Source organism: Ignavibacteria bacterium (genome assembly GCA_016707005.1).
Classification (GTDB): Bacteria; Bacteroidota; Ignavibacteria; order Kapaibacteriales; family Kapaibacteriaceae; genus UBA10438.
This window is the reverse complement of sequence record JADJIQ010000004.1, coordinates 80,928-102,408: the sequence shown is the minus strand read 5'-3', so window position 1 is coordinate 102,408 and position 21,481 is coordinate 80,928. Positions and strand designations below refer to the sequence as shown.

The window sequence follows — 21,481 nt, the reverse complement described above, 5'->3', positions numbered from 1 at the left end:
GGGGCTTTCTCAATTCAAAAACAGAACTGCAAAACTACTGACTTTTCTCAGGCGTAAAACGTAACCCTATGAACGCTAACATCCGACCGGAACGTTCCCCATCACGGCGATATGAATGCCATTGTTCATCTGTGATCGTACATTCACTCCGAACGTCGATGTTCTGCTCTCCAATGCCCGCAGAAAAACACTGATCCCGTATCGCCTGATGATTGTCAAAGAGCCACTTTGAGCCAAGGGGCGTGCAATGTTTCGCCAGTACCTGAAAGACGTCTTCACCCACTTCATAGTGCGAACCGGATGCACACGGAGATAGCCACACTCGTATGTCAGATGTCTTGGTCTTAAATCTCGATGTCAATATCTCAATGGTTTTGCCAACAATGTTGCCGGCAGTACCTCTCCAACCGCTGTGGATTGCCGCTACAACACCAACTGACGCGTCGTACATCAACACACCGCAGCAATCAGCTAGCTTCACTCCAACGATCAGTCCGGGTGTGGTTGTGATCAACGCATCGGCCTGGGCCTGTGTGCGGGAATCAGCGACCAATATCTCCGTCCCATGCACCTGGTGAACGGTTACGATCCGTTCTCTGTCAACGTCAAGCTCTCGTGCCAATGCCAGGTAGGACCTTTCTACATGTTCCGGCGTAGTGGCCGGTGAGATCGAGAATGAGTAACCCGGCCATGGAAACTCCGTGTTGTCCACCTGAGTGATCCCACTCAGCAAACGGTCATCGTTGAATGCTTTGATGATCTTCATACTTCGAACCTACGAGTTCGCGTCGGATCGTGGCACTCATTCTTCGACCCCATAAGCCCCTTCCCTCACACTTGACAGGGATGGGCTGACGTTTGACCCACAACATGAGCTTGCCGTCGATCGCTGCGTGATGTTGCCCGTCGATAAAGACGTTCAGTGTGTCTCTGCACACAGCTGCAATAACAATTCCGTTTCGTCTCTGAGCAATGAAGGTCTCCGTAGCCCGAACCGGAATACACCATATCACTCCAATGATCACAACTACACCAGCCACCATACGAACCACCCCGCCTATAAACGTTGGAGAAACAAGTGGCCAGAGCAAGGTTGCGATCATCAAGACCACAATGACCCATTTCCATACATCATGGACATGAGCAAGACTGTTATCGGCGGTTCCTTGTGCCACATGATCGGCCATACGAACGAGGACGCTGATACACCATGCTACGGGAGCTGTGACCCCTACAACAGATGTGATACAAAGGAGCAGACAGGCCACGAGTGCACAACTCAACAATGGTACTACAATGAGATTTGCGAAGGGGGCTGTTAACGATGTGGAAGAGAAATACACGAGCGACGGAATACTCACACCGATGGTTGCTGCAATGCTCGTAGCACATGTAGCCGCAAGTGCTCTTTTCCACGGTCGCGGTCTGTCAACAAGACGCATCACACCATTGAACCAGAGCGGACCAACGATGAGGATGGAAGCCATAGCCATCACCGACAAGATCATCCCGGGTTGGGTGCTTACGGTTGGATCAACAAGGACCATCCCTAGTGCTACACCACAGAGAATGTTCACCATGTCGGTATGAAGTTCCCTTCTCCGTGCCACAAGTGCAACGATCCCCATCAGTCCGGCACGAACAGCAGGGGGCTCCCCACCGCTCACAAACACATAGGCAGCAATGATGAGCGAGATCACCACCACGCGCCACCATGACGGTGCAGAGCCTATGATCGTGATCAATACGCCGAGGATGATGCCAACGTGTGATCCGCTCACGGAAAACATGTGCGCTGTGCCACTGGCAGCATAGACCTGCATCACTTCCGGATCGAGCGCCGTGCGATCTCCGATGACAACGGCGATGGCAAGTGCCGACACATCGCGGGGAAGTTCGCGCTCAAAGATCGATACCATCCACTCTCGCGTTACATCGGACCAGCGATTCCACCACGGTTGATCACGAACAACCGCTGATGAGGCATTCGTGATGATGAGCGATGCGCCGGAACCGTGGCAGACGGCCTTCTCCGGAACCTCATCAGGAAGTGTTGCCGGATCCGGACGTCGCAACAGTCCGGTAACGATTCGAGTCTCCCCTTTCCTTGGTGGTGGACGCAAAGAGTCTGCTACCCATTCGGTGACCAAACATGCCGCTCGAACGCATGGCAACTCCGATGCGTCGATCTCACCCATAAGGACATAGCGGTGCTTGCCGGGAGAACTTCGCTTGATCTCCTGCACTACTCCCTCGGCTCGAACACGCATGGTTGGACCAAGGACATCGGAGGTGTCGACCATATGAGAGGCGCGGTACTGCACTGTTATGCAGCCAAGAGCGAGGCACGAACAATGGAATGCGGTGGCCAAGGAGCCCCTTTTCAGGGAGATGGCTGCCAGAGTGATCGATACTGCAGATGTCCAGAACAGGAGGCTTTCTGAGGCATGTGCCACGGTCAGGATCAGGACCCAGCCGAGTACGCAGAGAGTCGGAAAAACAAGGGGAAGGCGGCGTTCCATACCATTCTGTGGCGTTGCCGGGACGGAACGTGACGGTGCCTGTGTCCGTGTTGAAAACTTACCCCGCTATGGGGCTTCCGGGGGGCGGTATTTTGGGGGTCGCGTCACGTTCTGCACCCCTGCAGACACGATGTATCTGAACAGCAAATGATCACTTTTATCAGGATATCAGAATGAGCACAGACATCAAGGCCCCGAAGGAACCAAAGGAGCCGAAAGAACCAAAGGAACCGAAGGGTTCTTCAGAGTCAACATCGATGCGTGTACCCGAGGCCAAGGTCAAGGCAGCACAATTGGCGATGGAGCAGATCGAGAAACAGTTCGGTAAGGGTTCGATCATGCGCCTGAGCGATGAGAACTCTGTCGACATCGACGCGATCTCCACGGGCTGTCTTTCTCTCGACGCAGCCATTGGTATCGGCGGCGTGCCGCGCGGACGGATCGTCGAGATCTATGGACCGGAATCGTCAGGTAAGACAACTGTCTGCTTGCAGGTGATCGCCGAAGCACAGAAGAATGGCGGACTTGCCGCCTTCGTTGATACGGAACACGCACTTGATGTGAAGTATGCGCAGAGACTTGGCGTGGATCTCAACAATCTCTTGCTCTCTCAGCCGGAGTTCGGTGAGCAGGCATTGGAGATCGTGGAGACGCTTGTGCGCTCCGGTGCGATCGATGTGGTGGTGGTTGACTCCGTAGCGGCACTTACACCGCGTGTGGAGATCGAAGGCGACATGGGTGACGCGCAGATGGGCTCACAGGCGCGTCTTATGAGTCAGGCTATGCGAAAGCTCAATGCCGCGATCGGTCGATCAAACACGACAGTGATCTTCACCAACCAACTCCGTTCGAAGATCGGTGTTGTATATGGGAATCCGGAGACCACAACCGGCGGTAACGCGCTGAAGTATTATGCTTCCGTTCGTATCGATGTGCGCCGCAAGGACGTGATCAAGGACGGTCAGGAGATCGTTGGAAACCGCGTGCGTGCCAAAATCGTGAAGAACAAGGTTGCACCTCCCTTCCGCGAAGCAGAGTTCGACATCATGTACAACGAGGGCATCTCGCGCCTTGGTGATATGATCGATGTAGCCGTAGAAGGTGGCATCATCACCAAGTCCGGTTCATGGTTCTCGTTCAACGATGAGCGTTGTCAGGGTCGCGACGGAATGCGTAAGCTCCTCAGCGAGAACGCAGCCCTCTATGCCGCACTCGATGCAGCCGTTCGTGAGGCACTGCACCTGCCAACTCCCGGCACAGTCACAAGTAAATCGAAGTAATACATGGGCACGATCACGTCGATCCGTCGTAACGTAAAGGACGGTGGACGCTGTTCGGTGTTCGTTGACGAAGTCTTCCTTGCTGCATGTCCGATCGACGTTGCTACGTCGCTCGGACTGCGCAAGGGACTTGAGATGACCGATGACCTTGAGCATAAGCTGCGCAAGGAAGATAAACGCATCGTGCTTCGTCAGAAAACGTATCACTTTGCCACCTACAAACCTCGAACAGAACGTCAGGTGCATGACTATCTCGTTGGCCGCGAAGCGACGCCGGAAGAGATCGATGATGTGATGGCGTGGCTGAAGGAGTTCAAGCTTCTCAACGACCGCGTCTATGCAGAACGTTTCCTGGATGCTGCTCGAGAACGCAAGCCCCTTTCGCGATCAATGGCCAAACGGACACTCGCACGCAAGGGAGTACCGGAGTTGATCATCGATGAGGTCTTGCACGAACAGTACTCCGATGACGATGCCATCAATGCTGCACGCCGAGTGGCTAGCAAGAAACTTCGAATGATCACGTCGGTCTCGGATAAAGAGCGCGATGAAAAACTCATGAGATTCCTTCAGTACCGCGGCTATCCGTGGAATGTGATCCGAACGGTGCTTGAAGAGCTTCGTGTGGGTACACTCTGCCTGGCGGCAACTATTGCAACGTTGTTTGTCTTCGCCGCTAGTCAAGGCACGTCGCAGGAGATCACATCGTGCAGGCGATCGCGACTGCCAGATGCGGTGAATCGGTTCCAACCCACAACACAACCGGTGCTCGCTCCAGATGGTACTCTGTTCCTCGACAGGAAACTTCATCCGGACAATGCCGATGGAGGTGTGAAGGATCCGGATGACGTGTGGTTGGCTAGACGCGACGCTTCGGGTATATGGTTGGATGCTGAGCGAACGACATTCACATCATGCAAGCGACCAGACATTGTGTTCTCCTTCACGAGTGATGGTTTGGCCGCTCTGGCTGCAGGTACGTATCGCAAGGACGGCGGAGTTGACGTACCGTCACTAGCCATCCTCAAACGTCGGTCATCACAGGACCTCTTCTCCGAGGTTGAACCGGTGAACATCCCCGGCCTTTCCTCGTTGGGTCGCAACTTCTTCGCCATGATGAGTGATGACCGCAGAACCATCCTCCTCGCGTTGGAGCGTTCTGATGGAATGGGCGGACTCGACCTCTACGTCAGCGTTCGTTGCGGAGAGAACTGGTCAGCCGTGATCAACTGCGGTCCAATGATCAACACACCAGCTTTTGAAGGGGCTCCATGGCTCGCCCCGGACGGAGAGACATTGTACTTTGCCTCAAGCGGACGTGATGACAGACGGGGCAAGTCGGACATCTATGTCACACGTCGCATCGGCTCATCGTGGACCTCATGGTCAACACCGCGAAATCTTGGCTCCTGCGTCAACACCATTGAAGACGAGACCGCATTCTCCCTCATCGGTCGTGGAGACAGTGCGCTGATCCACTCATGGGATGCAGAGTCGGGCAGACCAGGGATCTACGTGGTGGAACTCACGGGTGACGTTCGCCCCCTACCATCATGTTCTTTCACCGGAACTGTGGTTGATGCCGTCACAAACGAGTCATTGCCGATGGCTGAATTGCGCATCCGCGATTCCGCAAGCTCCTGTGAACCCTTCGAGATCCCGCTGGATACTGCAACCAAGAAGTTCACGATATCCTTACCGGCATTACATCGTTATCACATCGACACCAAGGTCCAGCACTACGTTCCGCATCATCAAGTGATCGGTATTCGGACGTTGGATAGTACAACGCTGCTCCGCGTTACGACCAAGGTATTCGATACGCGACGTCCGCTTGCTTCGATCTACTTCGACCGAGGAGTTGCGCAGTTATCCGATGAACATATCGCAATGTTGACAGCGCTTTTACAGCGCTATGATATGCGGCAGATCGCCTTTGACGTAGTTGGGTACACAGACGTGGTAGGTACGCGTGCGTTGAACACGACGCTTTCGGGACAACGTGCAGAATCCGTTGCGGCGCAGCTTGTTGTCCTTGGTCTTGATCAAAACAAGGTACGCGCGATCGGTCGCGGGATAGAGAACCCCGGTACGTTACTTGGACTGAAGGAGAATCCTCAGAGCAGACGAGTGGACATCTTCCCTAGCGAGAAGTCAGGGCGTTGAGAGGTGGACCATCGTGGTAACCTGACCTTCTTCCGGCCGCTCTTCCATGATCTTCAGTGTCCACATCCGATGTGCATGCAAGTAGAGTGCGATGGCATTCTCTGCAAGCCATTCGAATCCCTCATCATGATGAGGTGATCGCCAGAGGATCTCGTCGTGAGCGATAAGGCATGCACGCTCGAAGCCGTCCTGCCCGATCACTTGCACGATAACCTCTTCCATTTCAGCAGGTCTTCGCTCAAAACGGATCGTGATCCGTTGCCATGTTTCATGGCTCTCGAGAGTTGCATCTCTGACGAGTGCACGTGAGCGATGCATTGCTGTGGTCCCAAAAACGATGGGAACGCGAACTGGGTCACTGGTCATAACTACCTCCTGCAGAGGGCGTGACAGATCCACCGGTGGGTGGACACCACATGCGGCGAAGATCGCCGCTACATGACCTCGGAAAATAGCATCAAAATCGGCTTTATGGGGCGCTAAATGTCGATCGTCGTACCACCAGAACCAATCGGAGGCTTCTACGGTCTCCATTTCCTCGGCAACCTGCTCCGGAGAGCGCCCGGAGGCCTCCAGAGCGGCCTTGCAGTCGCGCAGGAGTGACCACGCCAGGTTCTTCACCGGAGAGCCGATCCAGATGTCAAACGTCCCGTTGATCCACGACCCTGCCGTGAAGTGATGCAGACGTCGCCTGCCTGGAGACTCGGAGGCCTGGGAGCAGGTAAGGGTCGTGAACCTGTCCTGATCAGAACATCTCTTCATCAGGGCGTTGAGGAAGTCTTCCCCATTCTTGTCATAGAACTCCCAACAGTTCTCTCCGTCGAGAATGATCGGAACAACCGCCGAGGCCAGAGACATCTCACCGTGTTGAGCGATGATCGCACGCTTTCGTTCTTCAAGTCTGCGCACGAAATCATCAGCAGCCACATCGGCGTCCCAGCGTGCGTATTCAAAACCGATGGCATCGCTCAAGGCATGGTCGCGAAACAACACCGTGATAGGCCCGCGAGCTGTTTCAACAACATGCGGGAAATACTTTTCCGTTGGGCTCCATTGTTCCCCCAAGGACTTCTGCAACACATCTTCATCAGTGGCTGTCCACACTACGCCGTGTTCGGCAAACAATTCGAGCGCAGCCATTGAGAGGCTTCCTTCGGCTGGCCACATCCCAAGCGGACGGTGACCGCTGCGTGACTTCCAGTCATCGAGTGCTCGGCGTATGTGTCGTCGTGCATGATCCGGCGCCTTGTATGCCGGTGACGGTAGTTCAACATGTGGCATGCTCTCATGAGCTACATCACTATCGATCACGAGTGGTAGGATCGGATGATGATACGGCGTGATGCTGATCTCAAATCGCCCCTCACGTTCATACTCGAGGAAGGTTGGTACGATGTCCTTCATCACGTCGTGATGCAATCGGATCAACGCAAACTTTTGCTCTTCGTTGAAGTTGCGTCCTTGTAGAAGAAGTTCGGCAGCGAGTGCCGAACCACGTCTCGTAACCGGACCCAACCATGCAAGGTTGACCAAAACCTGGACGTCGCGCCAATCTTGCGCAGAGAAGTGTCCGGTATCGTTCGCGAGGAGTGCATCGTAGAGTTCTTCATATCTCGGTAAGGGGCTTACCATTGTCTCCCGTTGCACCGTGCTGGCCCAACGTGCAAGCGCTGCCTTCTGTGCGTTGTCTAGATCTTCAGCACGGATCATCGTGAGTCGTTCAAGCTCGTCTGTTCTGCCCCCTTCATATTCATCGAGTTGCATGAGCATCGACGGAACGAGGTTGAACGTGTGTTGAATCGGAAATCGTCCGAGGATATCACAGAGATCTCGATAGTCCTTGGTTGCGTGCAGCCTGACCCAGGGTAAGAAGAACCCATCTGCTGTGCGATAGTCGGGTTGATGCTGATGCCACAGGAAACAGATCCGAAGTGGTAGTGTCCGATCCATCAGAATGCCTTTCGCACGGTGAAGCGCAGAATGTTGTCTTGGGAATCGAACGGCTGGTTGGGGTAGGATCGTGACTTTTGAGCCATATAGTGTAGCTCCCCTGTCCAAAGATCTCCAAATCGATAGCCGAGTCCGGCGTGGAGCCGAATGCGCGAATTGAAATACTCCTTCGGTGCAGGATCGAGATTCTCGAAGAACTCCACTTCGGCGATCGCATACAATGAGTTCGGCGCGATACGCTCATCTGTGATCGCGATACGCGAACCGATGCGCAGTCGAAGTCTGTACTGATCCTGCCAGGTCTTTGTATCTAGGTAGTATAGGTTCCGAAATTCTTGTCGGAGCATAACATAGGGTTCAAACCGAGGGATCACATCGGTATACCGTAGAGCCACATAGGGTCGTAGCTCAATGATGTCGGAGATGTCGGACTGATCGGCATACTCCATGAAGAGTGCCCCCTCGGCCAAGAGCCAGGGAGTGATCGCAAAGGAAACTGCCGGACAGACGGATACACTTGCGTACTTCCGTGAACCATCCACGAAATACTGCGTGAGAAAGAGACTTCCTACCCATCGATCCGCGAGGCTGGAAACAGCTGTTTCTTCAACCCATACTTGGAACGTGGACTGTTCTTGCGATCGCAGAGGGGCGATGGTCGCAAAAAAACAGAGCAGATATAGAATTCGTGGCAGGTGCCGTTTTGTCAGCATCTGCAAATTTAGCTCATTGACGTCAGGCGAACCGATGCCGTTGCTTCAACGCCACACGAACAAGAAGCAACATCACCGGTACTTCGATAAGGGGGCCTATCACGGCGGCAAAAGCCTGACCTGAGCTGAGGCCGAAAACGGCAATAGCCACAGCGATGGCAAGTTCGAAGTTGTTGGATGCCGCAGTGAAGGACAACGTTGTGGTTCGTTCGTAGTCGGTTCCCATATACCGACTCAACCCCCAGCTCACGGCGAACATCACCACGAAGTAGACGGTCAACGGGATCGCCACTCGCACAACGTCCAGAGGCACGCCCAGGATACTCGTTGCTTTGAGACTGAACATGACCATGATCGTCAAGACAAGTGCAACAAGCGTGAGGCGACCAATTCGCGGAACAAAGACATCATCATACCAAACCTCGCCCTTCATCTTCCGCAGGATCACGCGCGTGAGGAAGCCTGCCGCAAGCGGCACGCCGAGGTAGATCAGCACGCTCTCTGCGATCTGTCCCATGGATACGTTAACAGAAGCCCCCTCCAACCCGAGGATCGGCGGAAGCCACGTGAGGAAGAACCAGGCATAGACGCTATAGAACAACACCTGAAAGATGCTGTTGAAGGCTACAAGTCCGGCTGCATATTCTCGATTACCACAGGCCAGGTCGTTCCACACGATCACCATGGCGATACATCGAGCAAGGCCGATCATGATCAGACCTTGGACGTATTCCGGTTTGTCGGGCAGGAACAGAACAGCCAGTGCAAACATCAATACCGGACCGATCACCCAGTTCTGTACAAGGGAAAGTGCAAGGACCTTGGTGTCGCGAAATGCTTCGCCTAACAGCTCGTACCGAACCTTGGCAAGGGGCGGATACATCATCACGATCAGTCCGATGGCCAACGGAATATTCGTTGTGCCGGACTGCATGTTCTCTAAGGCTTGCGGCAATCCCGGGATCAACACTCCAAGCGCCACACCGATGACCATGGCTCCGAAGATCCATAACGTGAGGTAGCGGTCGAGCAGATTCATGCCGACTCTGTTATGGGCGTGAAATATGCCGGCAGTGCCACAACGAAACTCTTGATCTCGTCGCGAACTCGACGATACACTTCGAGAGCCTCTTGCTCCGGAAGACCCTTGGCTTCGGCAGGAGGATCGTCAAACGAATGGTGGACGGTGATGGCTACGCCAGGCAGGTATGGGCAACGTTCCCTTGCGGAGTCGCAGACCGTTACCACGAGGTCCCACGCGATCTTAGGGAGATCATCGATCGTCTGGGAGAGTTGTGTGGTGATATCAATGCCTACTTCCGACATCACACGGACGGCCATAGGATTCAGGCCATGTGCTTCTATACCGGCCGAGTAGGCAACACAGGTATCCGAGAGTAACGTTCGGGCCCAGCCTTCCGCCATTTGTGAGCGACACGAATTGCCGGTGCAAAGGAAGAGGACGTTCATCTTACGAGGATTAGAGGGCATAAAAACGTAATGGTGGTTGGTGATATCACCGCAAAGATCATGCGATATCAACAACCACCAACGTTACGAAACCGTAACCGAGCGGGAAACGGGACTCGAACCCGCGACATTCAGCTTGGGAAGCTGACGCTCTACCAACTGAGCTACTCCCGCTTACGATGGGTGGAGATGCCGGGAGTCGAACCCGGGTCCGAAGTGGACCACCCGAAGCTTACCACGTGTGTCTTCGATCTACGTTTTCTCACCGATTGGGTAACCGATCGATAGGTCCCATTCAGCCAGCCTCAGTGTTGTCTCGCGCTATGCCCTGTTGCTCAGCTGCACGCCAGCTTGTTAGAAAGCGTCACCGGAGAGGAAGGTAACAAGCACCCTTCCGTCCGATGGCATAGCTACTTAATTAAGCAGCCATGCGATAACCGAAGTTATCTGCATGTTTGTTTTCGCCAGTTGTATTAACGAGCTCCACCAGCGTAGCTCGACACGCATCTTCGTGATCGCCTCACCCCGTCGAGACCGTTACATCCCCGTGTTGGCTAGTTACTAGTTACTAGTTACTAGTTACTAGTTACTAGTTACTAGTTACTAGTTACTAGTTACAAATTAGGTGTTCTGGAGTGATTACCATCCGGTAATATTCCATTGACGTATAAGATCTGCGTTTCGTTGATTCCGCATGTACAATTGAAACTCGCAACCCGTAACAAGTAGCAAGTAACCAGTAACTAGTAACTAGTAACAAGTAACCAGTAACTAGTAACTAGTAACTAGCCAAATACTCCTTCACCTCTTCCATATACCAATGCGGGGTGCTGGTAGCTCCGGAGATCCCAACGGATGATGCGCCTTCGAACCATGAAGGGTCGATCTCGTCCGTCGTTTCTACGAAGTAGGTTCTGGGGTTCGCTGCCTTAGCAACGTTATACAAGACCTTGCCGTTTGAAGAGGCACGTCCGGCTACGAAGAGGATCACGTCGTTCTCGGCCGCGAATTTGGCCAATTGGCCTTCCCTGCCGCTTACCTGACCGCAGATGGTATCCTTTGCGTGAAACTCGGTGGCAATGTCTTCCATGGTGTCAACCACGAGCTCGGCAATTCGGGCCTTTAACACATCACGCACGGCGATGAAGGTTGGCCTGTCCATGGTTGTCTGGGAGAACAACACGGTTTTCTTACCGAGTGCAACCAGGTGTTCTGCTTCTTCCACCGTTGAGATCACCACACATTGGTCGTGGACAACGCCACGTACTCCAAGAACTTCGGCATGATCCTTCTTCCCGAAGATCACGATCTGATAGTCCTGGTCCCAAAACTTCCGCACACGTTCTTGTAGCTTGGTCACTACCGGACACGTTGCATCCACGATCTCGATCCCATACTCCCATGCCTTTCGGTAGGTCTCAGGGGGCTCTCCATGGGCTCGGATGATCACCTTGGCTCCGGAGTGGGCCAGACGCGGGAAATCGTCCGAGGTGATCGTGGTAAGCCCCTTATCCTCAAGCCGTTGGATCTCTTTGGGATTGTGAATGATATGCCCTAGGACATAGACATTCCTGTCTGCTCGTGTTGCAGCGAGTTGATCTTCGGCGATCTGTACCGTGCGCACTACACCCCAGCAAAAGCCACTGAAGCGGTCGATCGAGACGTTCATATCAGAAGTTTCCAAACTTTGAGACCAGATCGTAGGTCTTTTGATATCCGTGTACCAGTTCGAGGATCTGCTCCACCTGGTTGTCGATCGTTAGACGTGTGGTGTCGATCTCTGTTGCTCCGTCGGGTTTGATCAGGGGGCTATCTGCACGCTCGCTGTCGAGTTTATCCCGACCCATGATCTGGGCACGTACCTGGTCGGCATCGATCTGCTCACCTCGGTCCAGTGCTTCGGCAAGGCGACGTCGGATACGCTCCTCCGGGTCAGCGATAAGAAAGACCTTGACCTCGGCATTCGGGAAAACAACGCTCCCGATATCCCTGCCGTCCATCACAACACCACCGTTGAAGCCCATCGCGCGCTGACGCAAAACAAGCGCCCTGCGGACAGTTGGGAACGTACTCACCTGACTCACAGAACTTGTGACGTCTGCCTGCCTGATGGCCTTTGTGACGTCTTCTCCGTTCATCATCACGGTCTGCCCGTTGAATCCCGGTTCCATGTGGATCTCGGTTCCGGAGGCAAGCTCTCCGAGATCATGGTCGTTCATCGGCGTACCTTGACGCAATGCAGCAAGCGTGATGGCTCGATACATAGCGCCGGTGTCGATATACACATACCCCAGGCGCTCTGCTACGCGTCTGGCCGTTGTGCTTTTTCCTGCTCCGGCAGGTCCGTCGATGGTCACGATGATCTTTTTCATAGGCTCAACAAATCTACGTGAAACCCTGACCCACTCTTGCTGTCTAAACGGGAAATTCCACACTTCATCAGGAACTTCTGTGAAACACCTACTCATCGTGCTCCTAACAGTCTTCGGCGTGACACTTCTGCATTCTGAACAGACAACAACGACCAGTACCCTAACAACCGTCTCGAAGGATGGCAAGGTGATCCAAGAAACGGTAAGCCCCCAGGTGGACTCCCAGGGTCTCACCACGGCTGAACAGTTTCGACTTGACAGTATGCAGAAACAGCATGATTTCGAACTTCGCGAAGCGGAGATCATTCATCAACAACGTGGCACCCACCCCGAAGAGATCATCGGTGTCTTCATACCGATCATCGCAATTCTCGGTGCCTTCCTCGTTGTCTGGCGCGGCATCGAATCAAAGCGGGCGCTGCGTATGGCCATGATCGAGAAGGGTATGGATCCTTCCCTCCTCATCGATCGCTCCGATGAATCAAGCAAGAAATATGGCGCTCTGCGTTTTGGTATGTTGCTCGCCGGCGTGGGTCTCGGTCTGCTCGTTGCCTTCGTGATCGTGAGTTCTTCCATGATCAATGAAAACCACCAGCCCCTTGTCTTTATCTCCAGTTCCCTCCTCTTCGGCGGAATAGGGCTTATCGGCTATCATTTGATCGCCAATCGTCTCGAAAAGAAATGACCGACGCAGAGATCATCGATCGTGTGTTATCCGGCGACCAACAGGCCTATGGCTTGTTGGTTGCCGCATATCAACGCAAGGCTCTCTCACTGGCGGAACGACTGATGCAGAATGTGCATGAGGCCGAGGATCTTGTGCAGGACTCCTTCGTCAAGGCCTATACATCCTTAGCAAGTTTCAGAAGGGGCTCCTCCTTTGCCACCTGGTTCTACCGGATCGTCTATACCACATGTCTCAATGCGCTTCAAAAACAGAAAAGAATGCCATTGTCTCAATCACTCGATGAGGACACGGCACCGTCGTGGATAGAGCCGGCTGTGTTCGATGAATTAAGCAATGAAACAGTAGAACAGGTTCTTCGTGAAGAGATGTCCCTCATGCCCCCACTCTACGCTGCAGTGATGGAGCTCTTCTACGGCGAGGAATGTTCATATGAACAGATCGCAAAGATCACCGGCATGCCCCTTGGCACGGTGAAGACCCGCCTCAACAGAGGCAGAATGTTATTGAGGACAGCCCTCCTGAAGCGTTGTCCGGATCTGGAGTTGACCAATGCCTGACACTCATCAACACGAACTTTTGTCAAAACTTCTTGACGGTTCACTCACCCCATCAGAATGGGCAGAAGCCCAATCGCTTTGGGGAGATGAAACATTGCGGTTGATGCTTTCCGGAGAACAGAGACTTCGCGAGTCATACCAGCACATGTTGTATCAGGCACCACAGCCCGACATGATTTCTACGATCATGAGTCGGGTAGAGAACGTTCCTGCTCCAAATCGGTCCTTGATCTGGATCCTGAAATATGGTGGACTTCTCGGTGCTGTGATTTTTGCGGTTGGACTCTCCGTTGTATTTGTTGCCTTTTCCGATTCAGCTTCTACGTCATTCACATTCTCCGCTCCCGAACTGGATGGCAGCTGGGCGCTCTGGGGTTTACCCGTGTTGATCCTCATCGGTGTTGGGATATGGCGGATGGAGACGGCCTAACACCGTATCTTGCGCCATGCCATTGCTTTCGGTACGCGACCTCACACATACGTATCCGAACGGGTTCCAAGCGCTCAAGGGAATTTCCTTCGACGTGGAAGCCGGGGAGTTCCTCGTTGTCATCGGCTTGTCTGGTTCGGGCAAGAGTACTCTCCTGCGTTGCCTCAACCGACTCATCGAACCAACGGGCGGATCGATCACCTTCGACGGCCAGGATGTAACGCACATCGCAAATGATGCCCTGCGTAAACACCGCGGTCAGATCGGGATGATCTTTCAACACTTCAACCTTATCCCCCGACACAGCGTCCTGAACAATGTGTTGTATGGGGCTCTAGGGTCAACCGGCACCGTTGCTGCAATGCTTGGTCGGTTCTCCGACGAACTCCGCACACGTGCGCTTGAAGCTCTGCGTGTTGTAGGTATCGCGGAAAAGTCAACCGTCAGAGCTGATGCCCTCTCGGGCGGACAACAACAACGTGTTGCCATTGCGCGAGCGTTGATGCAACAACCACGCATGCTCTTGGCCGATGAACCGGTTGCCTCACTCGATCCGTCAACCTCACACTCTGTGATGACCTACCTTGAGCGTATCAATAAGGACATGGGAACAACAGTGATCTGCAATCTTCACTTCTTGTCCCTTGTTCGTCAATACGCAACTCGAGTGATCGCTCTGAAGGATGGCATCATGGTGTTCAATGGATCGCCCCATGACATCACGGAAGAATGGTTCACAACCATCTATGGTGAAGACGCGGTGGAAGTGGAGATTCGTTAATGTGCTAGTGAAGAAATTGATGTCCATCGTGATCGATCTTTTGCTTGGTGCTACGGTAGTGGCGCTGATCGAGAGAGTCATACTCCCATCCTTGTTGGATGGGAAGCCATGGGCATTTGGTCCGCTGTCGATGGGGATCATCATTGGCGGTGCAATTGTGTGGGCATTGATCGGAATCGTGCGTGGGGCCTCGTTGGGTCGACTCTACACAGGCCTGGACGTTCCGGAAGGCCAAGCCCGCACCATCGTTACGCATCTCGGATGGATCGCCCTCACAACGTGTATCATCGGCGGATGGATCATCACCGATATCTCGCCGATCGAGTTTCTTTCCGGCGAAGGACTCCAGGGTGCCGGACGCATCTTCGGTGCACTCCTCACTCCTGAGTTCGACGTGATCGGTGAAGCACTTGCAGCGATGGTTGTAACGATCTTCACAGCCTTTATGGCAACCGTGGTTGCCGTCCCCCTGAGCTTCCTCCTAAGCTTCCCTGCCGCTCGCAACGTGATGGCCACCAGTCCCCTCGGCAAAACCATCTACATGGGGCTTCGCATCATCCTCAACATCATGCGTTCGATGGAGCCTATCATTTGGGCCATCATCTTCAGTGTATGGGTCGGGATCGGACCATTCGCCGGTATGCTTGCTCTGGTCATCCACACCGTTGCCTCACTTACCAAACAATACAGCGAACAGATCGAAGACGTCAATGCCGGACCTATTGAGGCTATATCTGCCACCGGTGCAAATCGCATCCAGGTCCTCTGGTTCGCCATCGTCCCGCAATGTGTGATCCCCTTCCTCTCATTCACCATCTACCGCTGGGACATCAACGTCCGCATGGCAACCATCATCGGCTTTGTGGGGGGCGGCGGGATCGGTACACTCCTCACGCAGTACCAAGGTCTTGCTCGCTATCATGAAGTGGGCACCCTCGTGATCCTCATCACAGCCGTTGTCTGGATCTTGGATGTTGTGAGTGCTAGGGTGCGGGAGGCCCTGCGTTAGAGGGTTAGAGTGCTAGAGTGCTAGATTGTTAGAGTGCTAGATTGTTAGAGTGCTAGAGTAACTGCGTAACTAAGTAACTACGTAACTAAGAATTTGCTGGAGCACCTTCACATCGATGTCCGTGAGCTTCTTGACGTAAAGGCATCCTTTGCCGGCTTTGAATTTTCCGAGCTTGGCGAGGAGGTCTTCGTGTTGCTCGAAGCCGCCGTGCAGATAGATGGTCAGGTTTGCGGCGCGGGGTGAGAAGCCCATGGGGAACCAGTCGACATCGCGACCGGAAGCGTACTTGAGATGAAGGGTACCGAAGCCAACAATGCTGGCTCCCCACATCTTGGGTTCGCACTTGGTAAGCTTCTTCATGAGTTTGAGTACCGTTAAACAATCAGCGCGCATTCCCTCGTTGGGAATGCGCGCTAAAAAGTCTGATACGGACTGTTCCGTTTGTTTCGTTTTGATTTCGGCTTTTGCCATGCCCCTTATCCCTTGAAGTCGAACTCTCCCATGTTGACGCCACCGATCCAACGGCGACGATCGAAGGTTTCGCGGTTCTTGTTGCAGACGATCTGGAAGGCCGTTGAGTTGCCCTGCTTGGCGATGTCAACAGACCAGCCAAGGAAGATCTCCCAGCAACGATACCACCACTGACCGTACTCGTCATAGACTGCGTCACGGTTTGCCATCCAATTGTCATACCACTGTTGGATGGTCTGTGAGTAGTGGATCCCAACATTCTCAACGCTGTGGATCTCGAAGCCGGCCTTTTCCAAACGTGCCACCACGAAGGAGAGTGGCATGCTGGCATCGGCGCCAGGGAAGATGTACTCATTCATGAAGGCGCCCCAGATGAGCGACTCTTTGTGAATACCTGCCTTGAGTCCGGCGATCTGAAGATAGAACAGACCATCGTCCTTCAAGAGGCCGTGGATCTGATTCATGAAACGCTGGAAGTACTTCACACCTACGTGCTCAGCCATTTCAAGACACGTGATCTTGTCGTACTTGTCCTGAGGGATCGCGCGATAGTCCATTCGAAGGCAACGTGCTGTGTCCTTTACGCCCCATTCGGCGATCTGGGCATTACCATGATCAACACCTGCTTGAGCGATGGAGATACCGGTTGAATCTGTTCCGAAGTACTTCGCCGTGTGCGCAACCAACGTTCCCCAACCGCAACCGATGTCGAGAAGGCGTTCGCCCTTCTTGAGTTGGAGCTTCTGGCTAACGAGGTTGAGCTTGTTGTCTTGGGCTTCTGTAAGCGACTCTTGGCCGGTCTTGTAGAAGGCAGATGTGTAGATCATGCGCTCTCCAAGGAAGCCCTTGAAGAAGTCGTTACGACGATCATAGTGATCACGAACGATACGCTCATCCTGCTTCTTGGAGTGGATGGCGAGCTGCGGGATGAACTTGTTGAAGATGAAACCGATGTGGTGGCCTACGATGTCGTAGTTGAAGTAGGCTTCCCGACTTTGCAACAGCGTCTGAACGTCAACCGTTACGTCGACCCGACCGTTCATGTAGTCTTCGATGAAATTCGTGATCGGGGTCTTCTGGCCGTTCTTGTAGCGCGACTTCACTTTTGGGTCGCGGACAACCACGAGATCCAGGATGTTCTTCGACAGGGGGACGTTTGACGCCATATGCTGCTTTCTTCGATAGAGAGTAATTTGCTTGGAAGTTGTAAGAATACGGGATTCGGCCTTCGAAACCGTCATTTTTTATCATCACAGACAAGGGTTCGCCCCCTTTTTCGTCCTTGTTCAGTTACGAATACGACAAACACCCCCACCCTATGGCAACCATCCATCAGACAGTAGAAACCAAGAAAACCGTGGCGGAAATGCGCCACTCCCTTGACAGCAAGGTGCTTAGCCGACCTGAGTTGAAGCTCCTTTTGGACGAGCATCGCTGGGAAGGCAATGTTCTCCATGCAAAGGGCAAAATGGGTCACGGTACGATCACGCTTGAAGAAGGTCGAGTGATCGTCCATATCGAGCTATCATTGTTCGGTTCCGCGGCAAAGGGACAGATCGAGGAAGCCCTCGGAAAACAGCTACAGCGACTCGGGGAATAACATGAGCTTCGTTCACCTTCACAACCACACACACTTTTCCCTTCTCGATGCTGCGGCTAGTCCGCAGAGCATGATCGATGCTGCCGTTAAGGACGGACAAAAGGCACTCGCGATCACCGATCACGGTGTGATGTTCGGCTGCTTTGAATTCTACAAGAAGGCAAAGAAGGCTGGCGTGAAGCCGATCATCGGTTGTGAGGTCTACATCGCCGTCAAGAAACACACGGACCGCGAGAAGGTACAGGACGCCGGCAAAAAACGGAACTACTACCACCTGGTGTTGCTTGCCAAGAACGAGACGGGATATCGCAATCTCATCAAGCTTACATCCATTGGTCATACGGCCGGCTATTACTACAAGCCCCGTATCGACATGGATCTGCTTCGTGAGTATCATGAAGGCCTGATCGCTACGTCGGCCTGCTTGGCCGGACCGATCAATGCGCCGATGTTGGCCGGTGACGAAGCAACGGCCAGACGGAATGCGATCACGCTGAAGGAGATCTTTGGTGATGACTTCTACATCGAACTTCAGGATCACGGACTTCCCGAAGACCGTCACGTCCTAGAGTTCGCTCCCCGACTTGCCAAGGAACTCGGTATTCGCTTGGTGGTCTCCAATGACGCCCACTACGTCAAGAAGGAAGATGCGGTAGCGCACAATGTTCTTCTGCACATCAACAAGGATGCTTCGTTCTCGCGCGACGGATCTTTTGACGTAAAAACCCGATCTGCGGTATAAGGTACCGGAGATGTACCTCAAGACGCAGCAGCAAATGAAGGATCTCTTCAAGGACTTTGCTGAAGGCATTGAGTCGACCCAGGAGATCGCCGACAAGGTGGACCTGACCATCCCCACTGAACTGCAGCTGCCGAAGTTCCCCATCCCTGAGGAGAGCGACGCCACTACGTTGGAAGACTACCTCGAAGAACTGACGATGAAGGGGCTTGATGAACGTTTCCCTGTTCTCACCAATGAGATCTTGGACCGCGTAGGCTTTGAGCTGAATGTGATCAAACGCATGGGGTATGCGGGGTACTTCCTCATCGTGTGGGACTTCATTCGTGCGGCACGGGAAATGGGTGTCCGTGTTGGTCCGGGACGGGGCTCTGCTGCCGGATCGTTGATCGCCTATGCACTGCGTATCACCGATATCGATCCGCTGAAGTACGATCTGCTCTTTGAGCGATTCTTGAATCCGGATCGTGTGTCGATGCCTGATATCGACGTTGACTTCTCCGATGACAAGCGCGAGCGCGTCATCGAATACGTCAAGGAGAAATACGGCGCTGATTCCGTAGCCCAGATCATCACCTTTGGCACTCTCTCATCACGCGCCGTCCTCAAGGATGTAGGCCGTGTGATGGGGATCGATCTTGCCACCATCAACAGTATCACCGATAAGATCCCGGTGATCCTCGGCAAGGTGCACTCGCTCAAGGATGCACTGGACCTGCCGGAACTTCGGTGGTTGAAGACCTCGGACGATCCACGTCTGAAGGACATGATCAGTTATGCGCTTACCCTTGAAGGGTTCGCCCGCAATGCCTCGCTTCATGCCGCCGGTGTGGTGATCGCGCCGGGTCCGATCAGTGACTTCGTGCCGGTCTACAAGACCCCTACCACGGAGCCTGCAACCCAGTACAACATGAAGGACCTCGAAGAGGCCGGACTGTTGAAGATGGACTTCCTTGGACTGCGAACACTGAGCATCATAGATGAAACGCTTGAACAGATCAAGCGCAATCATGGCCTTGTAGTAGACATCGACACGATAGACTTTGACGATCCGGCAACGTATGAGCTGTTTGCACGTGGTCAGACACAGGCCGTGTTCCAGTTCGAATCCGACCCGATGCAAAAAGCCCTGAGAGAACTCAAGCCATCCGTGCTTGATGACCTCATCGCCATGAACGCCCTCTACCGTCCGGGTCCGATGGGTAACATCCCGGACTTCATCGATCGCAAGAACGGACGTAAGCCCATCGAATATCTGCACCCGCTCATGGAGCCGATCCTCAACAAGACCTATGGCATCATTGTCTATCAAGAACAGGTGATGCAGCTCGTACAGACCCTCGCCGGATTCACCCTTGCTCAGTCCGACGTGATGCGCCGGGCCATGGGAAAGAAGGACGAGAAGTCGATGTCCGAGCAGCGATCGAAGTTTGTGGAAGGGGCGAAGACCAACGCCAATATCGACGAAGCTCTTGCCACAGAGATCTTTGACCTCATTCAAAAGTTCGCTGCCTACGGCTTCAACAAGTCGCACTCAGCCGCCTACGCCTATCTGGCCTTCCAAACAGCATGGCTCAAGGTGCACTACCCTGCCGAGTTCCTTGCTGCGAACATGACGGCGGAATTGAGTGATCAGAATAAGATCGTAACACTCATCGACGAAGCGAAGAGATTCAACATCAACGTCCTTCCGCCGGATGTGAATAGGTCGATGGCAACGTTCGTTGCCGACAAGAACGTGATCTACTTCGGCATGGCCGGTATCAAGACCGTGGGTATCTCTGCGGTGGAGGCCATTGTTGAGGCACGGCAAGAAGCCCCCTTCACCTCGATGTTTGATTTTGCAGCTCGAGTGGAAAAGAAGGTTGTCAACAAACGTGTGCTCGAAGCGTTGGTGTGTTCGGGTGCGTTTGATACGCTGAAGCACGGTCATCGTGCGCAGCTGTTCTCAGTGATCGATACTGCATTGCATTATGCATCACAGGTGCAGGACGATGCCCTCTCCAACTCCGGCGGCCTCTTCGGTACAGAGGATATTGAACGTCCCAAGGAGCCGGCGTTGCCACGTATGGAACCGTGGCCCGAGCGTGACCGACTGCGCAAGGAACGTGAGTATCTCAGCTTCTACATATCTGGTCACCCACTCCAAGAATATGCATTGGCCGTGCAGTCGTTCAGTACGTTGTTATTGTCGAAACTCGACCCTGAGAAGACCGGTACACAGACTCGTTTGTGCGGACTGATCAGCGACATACGAACACGACTCGACAAGCGTGAGAACACCATTGCCTTTGTGAAGGTGGAGCAATACACCGGTTCTGTTGAGTGCATCTTCTGGAGTGACAAGTACAAACAGTTCGCCGAGTTGCTCAAGCCCGATACCGTTGTTGTGATGATGGGCAAGTGTGAGATCAACGGAGACACCGTGAAGATGGTGGTCGATGAAGTGCTCTCGTTGGAACAGGCCGAGAAGAAATTCTCCAAAGGATACGTTGTCTGCATCCGACCAGATGCCGTCAATGATGAGCAGCTCGCCAAGCTCAAGGACCGATGCAACACCTCGGACGCAGAGGACAGCCTTTCATTCGTAGTGATGCGTCCGGACGGAAAGCGACAATACTCCTCGATGATGAAGATCAAAACTTCAAAAGAGAATACTGCCTTCCTTTGTTCTACTTTTGGCGAAGCCAACGTGTTGATCGACACGGAGCGCTAATTCCACAACCATCGGAC

At 53.6% G+C, this 21,481-nt stretch carries 20 protein-coding genes, 1 tRNA gene and 1 other RNA gene; 10 read left to right on the top strand and 12 right to left on the bottom strand.

The features are described 5' to 3' along the window. Nucleotides 1-34: 34 nt before the first annotated feature. On the bottom strand, nt 35-766 hold the full coding sequence (gene pgeF, locus IPI29_07105; protein MBK7412304.1) for a peptidoglycan editing factor PgeF: 732 nt from the start codon (nt 764-766) through the stop codon (nt 35-37). Further along, the gene (locus tag IPI29_07100; protein MBK7412303.1) at nt 738-2,522 is read right to left on the bottom strand and encodes a ComEC/Rec2 family competence protein; all 1,785 of its coding nucleotides are present in this window, start codon (nt 2,520-2,522) and stop codon (nt 738-740) included. Before IPI29_07100 ends, pgeF begins: the two co-directional genes overlap by 29 nt. A gap of 257 nt (nt 2,523-2,779) precedes the next feature. On the opposite strand from IPI29_07100, the gene recA reads away from it, so the two are divergent. Continuing rightward, the gene (recA, locus tag IPI29_07095; GenBank protein ID MBK7412302.1) at nt 2,780-3,802 is read left to right on the top strand and encodes a recombinase RecA; all 1,023 of its coding nucleotides are present in this window, start codon (nt 2,780-2,782) and stop codon (nt 3,800-3,802) included. A 3-nt stretch (nt 3,803-3,805) separates the two neighbouring features. Next, nucleotides 3,806-5,968 carry a RecX family transcriptional regulator gene (locus IPI29_07090; protein MBK7412301.1) on the top strand — a complete coding sequence of 721 codons (2,163 nt, stop codon included), beginning with the start codon at nt 3,806-3,808 and terminating at the stop codon, nt 5,966-5,968. Here the strand turns inward: IPI29_07090 and IPI29_07085 are convergent. The 8 genes from IPI29_07085 to IPI29_07050 all read right to left on the bottom strand — a co-directional run bounded on the left by IPI29_07085 (nt 5,957) and on the right by IPI29_07050 (nt 12,473). Next, a complete protein-coding gene (locus IPI29_07085; GenBank protein MBK7412300.1) occupies nt 5,957-7,918 on the bottom strand; it encodes a hypothetical protein in 1,962 nt (653 codons plus the stop codon). The two genes, IPI29_07090 and IPI29_07085, sit on opposite strands and share 12 nt — an antisense overlap. Further along, nucleotides 7,918-8,631, bottom strand: coding sequence for a DUF2490 domain-containing protein (locus IPI29_07080; protein ID MBK7412299.1), 714 nt, complete (start codon nt 8,629-8,631; stop codon nt 7,918-7,920). The genes IPI29_07085 and IPI29_07080 overlap by 1 nt, the downstream gene beginning before the upstream one ends. Nucleotides 8,632-8,653: 22 nt before the next feature. Further along, complete coding sequence (gene arsB / locus IPI29_07075; GenBank protein ID MBK7412298.1) at nt 8,654-9,670, bottom strand: ACR3 family arsenite efflux transporter; 1,017 nt, start codon at nt 9,668-9,670, stop codon at nt 8,654-8,656. Then, nucleotides 9,667-10,101 carry an arsenate reductase ArsC gene (locus tag IPI29_07070; GenBank protein ID MBK7412297.1) on the bottom strand — a complete coding sequence of 145 codons (435 nt, stop codon included), beginning with the start codon at nt 10,099-10,101 and terminating at the stop codon, nt 9,667-9,669. Before IPI29_07070 ends, arsB begins: the two co-directional genes overlap by 4 nt. Nucleotides 10,102-10,202: 101 nt before the next feature. Further along, a tRNA-Gly gene (locus IPI29_07065) sits at nt 10,203-10,275 on the bottom strand. Nucleotides 10,276-10,282: 7 nt separating this feature from the next. Continuing rightward, nucleotides 10,283-10,648, bottom strand: a transfer-messenger RNA (tmRNA) gene (ssrA, locus tag IPI29_07060). A gap of 231 nt (nt 10,649-10,879) precedes the next feature. Then, entirely contained in the window at nt 10,880-11,770 is an 891-nt protein-coding gene (locus tag IPI29_07055) for a 4-hydroxy-3-methylbut-2-enyl diphosphate reductase (GenBank protein ID MBK7412296.1), read from the bottom strand. Nucleotide 11,771: 1 nt separating this feature from the next. Beyond that, nucleotides 11,772-12,473 (bottom strand): (d)CMP kinase, encoded by a 702-nt coding sequence (locus IPI29_07050; protein ID MBK7412295.1) that lies wholly within the window; start codon nt 12,471-12,473, stop codon nt 11,772-11,774. Between the two features lie 79 nt (nt 12,474-12,552). Here IPI29_07050 and IPI29_07045 point away from each other — a divergent pair, with 79 nt between their 5' ends. The 5 genes from IPI29_07045 to phnE are packed head-to-tail and all read left to right on the top strand — an operon-like array spanning nt 12,553 to nt 15,938. After that, nucleotides 12,553-13,158, top strand: a complete 606-nt coding sequence (locus IPI29_07045; protein ID MBK7412294.1) for a hypothetical protein — start codon at nt 12,553-12,555, stop codon at nt 13,156-13,158. Beyond that, nucleotides 13,155-13,718 carry a sigma-70 family RNA polymerase sigma factor gene (locus IPI29_07040; protein MBK7412293.1) on the top strand — a complete coding sequence of 188 codons (564 nt, stop codon included), beginning with the start codon at nt 13,155-13,157 and terminating at the stop codon, nt 13,716-13,718. The genes IPI29_07045 and IPI29_07040 overlap by 4 nt, the downstream gene beginning before the upstream one ends. Further along, a complete protein-coding gene (locus tag IPI29_07035) occupies nt 13,711-14,148 on the top strand; it encodes a hypothetical protein (protein ID MBK7412292.1) in 438 nt (145 codons plus the stop codon). The genes IPI29_07040 and IPI29_07035 overlap by 8 nt, the downstream gene beginning before the upstream one ends. 16 nt (nt 14,149-14,164) lie before the next feature. After that, complete coding sequence (phnC, locus tag IPI29_07030; GenBank protein MBK7412291.1) at nt 14,165-14,929, top strand: phosphonate ABC transporter ATP-binding protein; 765 nt, start codon at nt 14,165-14,167, stop codon at nt 14,927-14,929. Nucleotides 14,930-14,948: 19 nt separating this feature from the next. Beyond that, entirely contained in the window at nt 14,949-15,938 is a 990-nt protein-coding gene (phnE, locus tag IPI29_07025) for a phosphonate ABC transporter, permease protein PhnE (GenBank protein ID MBK7412290.1), read from the top strand. Between the two features lie 69 nt (nt 15,939-16,007). On the opposite strand, the gene IPI29_07020 is transcribed toward phnE, so the two are convergent. Both IPI29_07020 and IPI29_07015 read right to left on the bottom strand, forming a co-directional pair. Continuing rightward, nucleotides 16,008-16,409 carry a DUF1801 domain-containing protein gene (locus tag IPI29_07020; protein ID MBK7412289.1) on the bottom strand — a complete coding sequence of 134 codons (402 nt, stop codon included), beginning with the start codon at nt 16,407-16,409 and terminating at the stop codon, nt 16,008-16,010. Between the two features lie 5 nt (nt 16,410-16,414). Next, complete coding sequence (locus tag IPI29_07015; GenBank protein ID MBK7412288.1) at nt 16,415-17,452, bottom strand: class I SAM-dependent methyltransferase; 1,038 nt, start codon at nt 17,450-17,452, stop codon at nt 16,415-16,417. 275 nt (nt 17,453-17,727) lie between these two features. On the opposite strand from IPI29_07015, the gene IPI29_07010 reads away from it, so the two are divergent. The 3 genes from IPI29_07010 to dnaE are packed head-to-tail and all read left to right on the top strand — an operon-like array spanning nt 17,728 to nt 21,464. Continuing rightward, complete coding sequence (locus IPI29_07010) at nt 17,728-18,009, top strand: polyhydroxyalkanoic acid system family protein (GenBank protein ID MBK7412287.1); 282 nt, start codon at nt 17,728-17,730, stop codon at nt 18,007-18,009. A gap of 1 nt (nt 18,010) precedes the next feature. Next, nucleotides 18,011-18,751, top strand: a complete 741-nt coding sequence (locus tag IPI29_07005) for a PHP domain-containing protein (protein ID MBK7412286.1) — start codon at nt 18,011-18,013, stop codon at nt 18,749-18,751. 10 nt (nt 18,752-18,761) lie between these two features. Then, nucleotides 18,762-21,464 (top strand): DNA polymerase III subunit alpha, encoded by a 2,703-nt coding sequence (gene dnaE, locus IPI29_07000; GenBank protein MBK7412285.1) that lies wholly within the window; start codon nt 18,762-18,764, stop codon nt 21,462-21,464. Nucleotides 21,465-21,481: the final 17 nt, after the last annotated feature.

Coding starts and splice junctions, on each gene's coding strand:
- pgeF (MBK7412304.1), bottom strand. CDS start 766: ATGAAGATCATCAAAGCATTCAACGATGACCGTTTGCTGAGTGGGATC.
- IPI29_07100 (MBK7412303.1), bottom strand. CDS start 2,522: ATGGAACGCCGCCTTCCCCTTGTTTTTCCGACTCTCTGCGTACTCGGC.
- recA (MBK7412302.1), top strand. CDS start 2,780: ATGCGTGTACCCGAGGCCAAGGTCAAGGCAGCACAATTGGCGATGGAG.
- IPI29_07090 (MBK7412301.1), top strand. CDS start 3,806: ATGGGCACGATCACGTCGATCCGTCGTAACGTAAAGGACGGTGGACGC.
- IPI29_07085 (MBK7412300.1), bottom strand. CDS start 7,918: ATGGATCGGACACTACCACTTCGGATCTGTTTCCTGTGGCATCAGCAT.
- IPI29_07080 (MBK7412299.1), bottom strand. CDS start 8,631: ATGCTGACAAAACGGCACCTGCCACGAATTCTATATCTGCTCTGTTTT.
- arsB (MBK7412298.1), bottom strand. CDS start 9,670: ATGAATCTGCTCGACCGCTACCTCACGTTATGGATCTTCGGAGCCATG.
- IPI29_07070 (MBK7412297.1), bottom strand. CDS start 10,101: ATGAACGTCCTCTTCCTTTGCACCGGCAATTCGTGTCGCTCACAAATG.
- IPI29_07055 (MBK7412296.1), bottom strand. CDS start 11,770: ATGAACGTCTCGATCGACCGCTTCAGTGGCTTTTGCTGGGGTGTAGTG.
- IPI29_07050 (MBK7412295.1), bottom strand. CDS start 12,473: ATGAAAAAGATCATCGTGACCATCGACGGACCTGCCGGAGCAGGAAAA.
- IPI29_07040 (MBK7412293.1), top strand. CDS start 13,155: ATGACCGACGCAGAGATCATCGATCGTGTGTTATCCGGCGACCAACAG.
- IPI29_07035 (MBK7412292.1), top strand. CDS start 13,711: ATGCCTGACACTCATCAACACGAACTTTTGTCAAAACTTCTTGACGGT.
- phnC (MBK7412291.1), top strand. CDS start 14,165: ATGCCATTGCTTTCGGTACGCGACCTCACACATACGTATCCGAACGGG.
- phnE (MBK7412290.1), top strand. CDS start 14,949: ATGTCCATCGTGATCGATCTTTTGCTTGGTGCTACGGTAGTGGCGCTG.
- IPI29_07020 (MBK7412289.1), bottom strand. CDS start 16,409: ATGGCAAAAGCCGAAATCAAAACGAAACAAACGGAACAGTCCGTATCA.
- IPI29_07015 (MBK7412288.1), bottom strand. CDS start 17,452: ATGAACGGTCGGGTCGACGTAACGGTTGACGTTCAGACGCTGTTGCAA.
- IPI29_07010 (MBK7412287.1), top strand. CDS start 17,728: ATGGCAACCATCCATCAGACAGTAGAAACCAAGAAAACCGTGGCGGAA.
- IPI29_07005 (MBK7412286.1), top strand. CDS start 18,011: ATGAGCTTCGTTCACCTTCACAACCACACACACTTTTCCCTTCTCGAT.
- dnaE (MBK7412285.1), top strand. CDS start 18,762: ATGTACCTCAAGACGCAGCAGCAAATGAAGGATCTCTTCAAGGACTTT.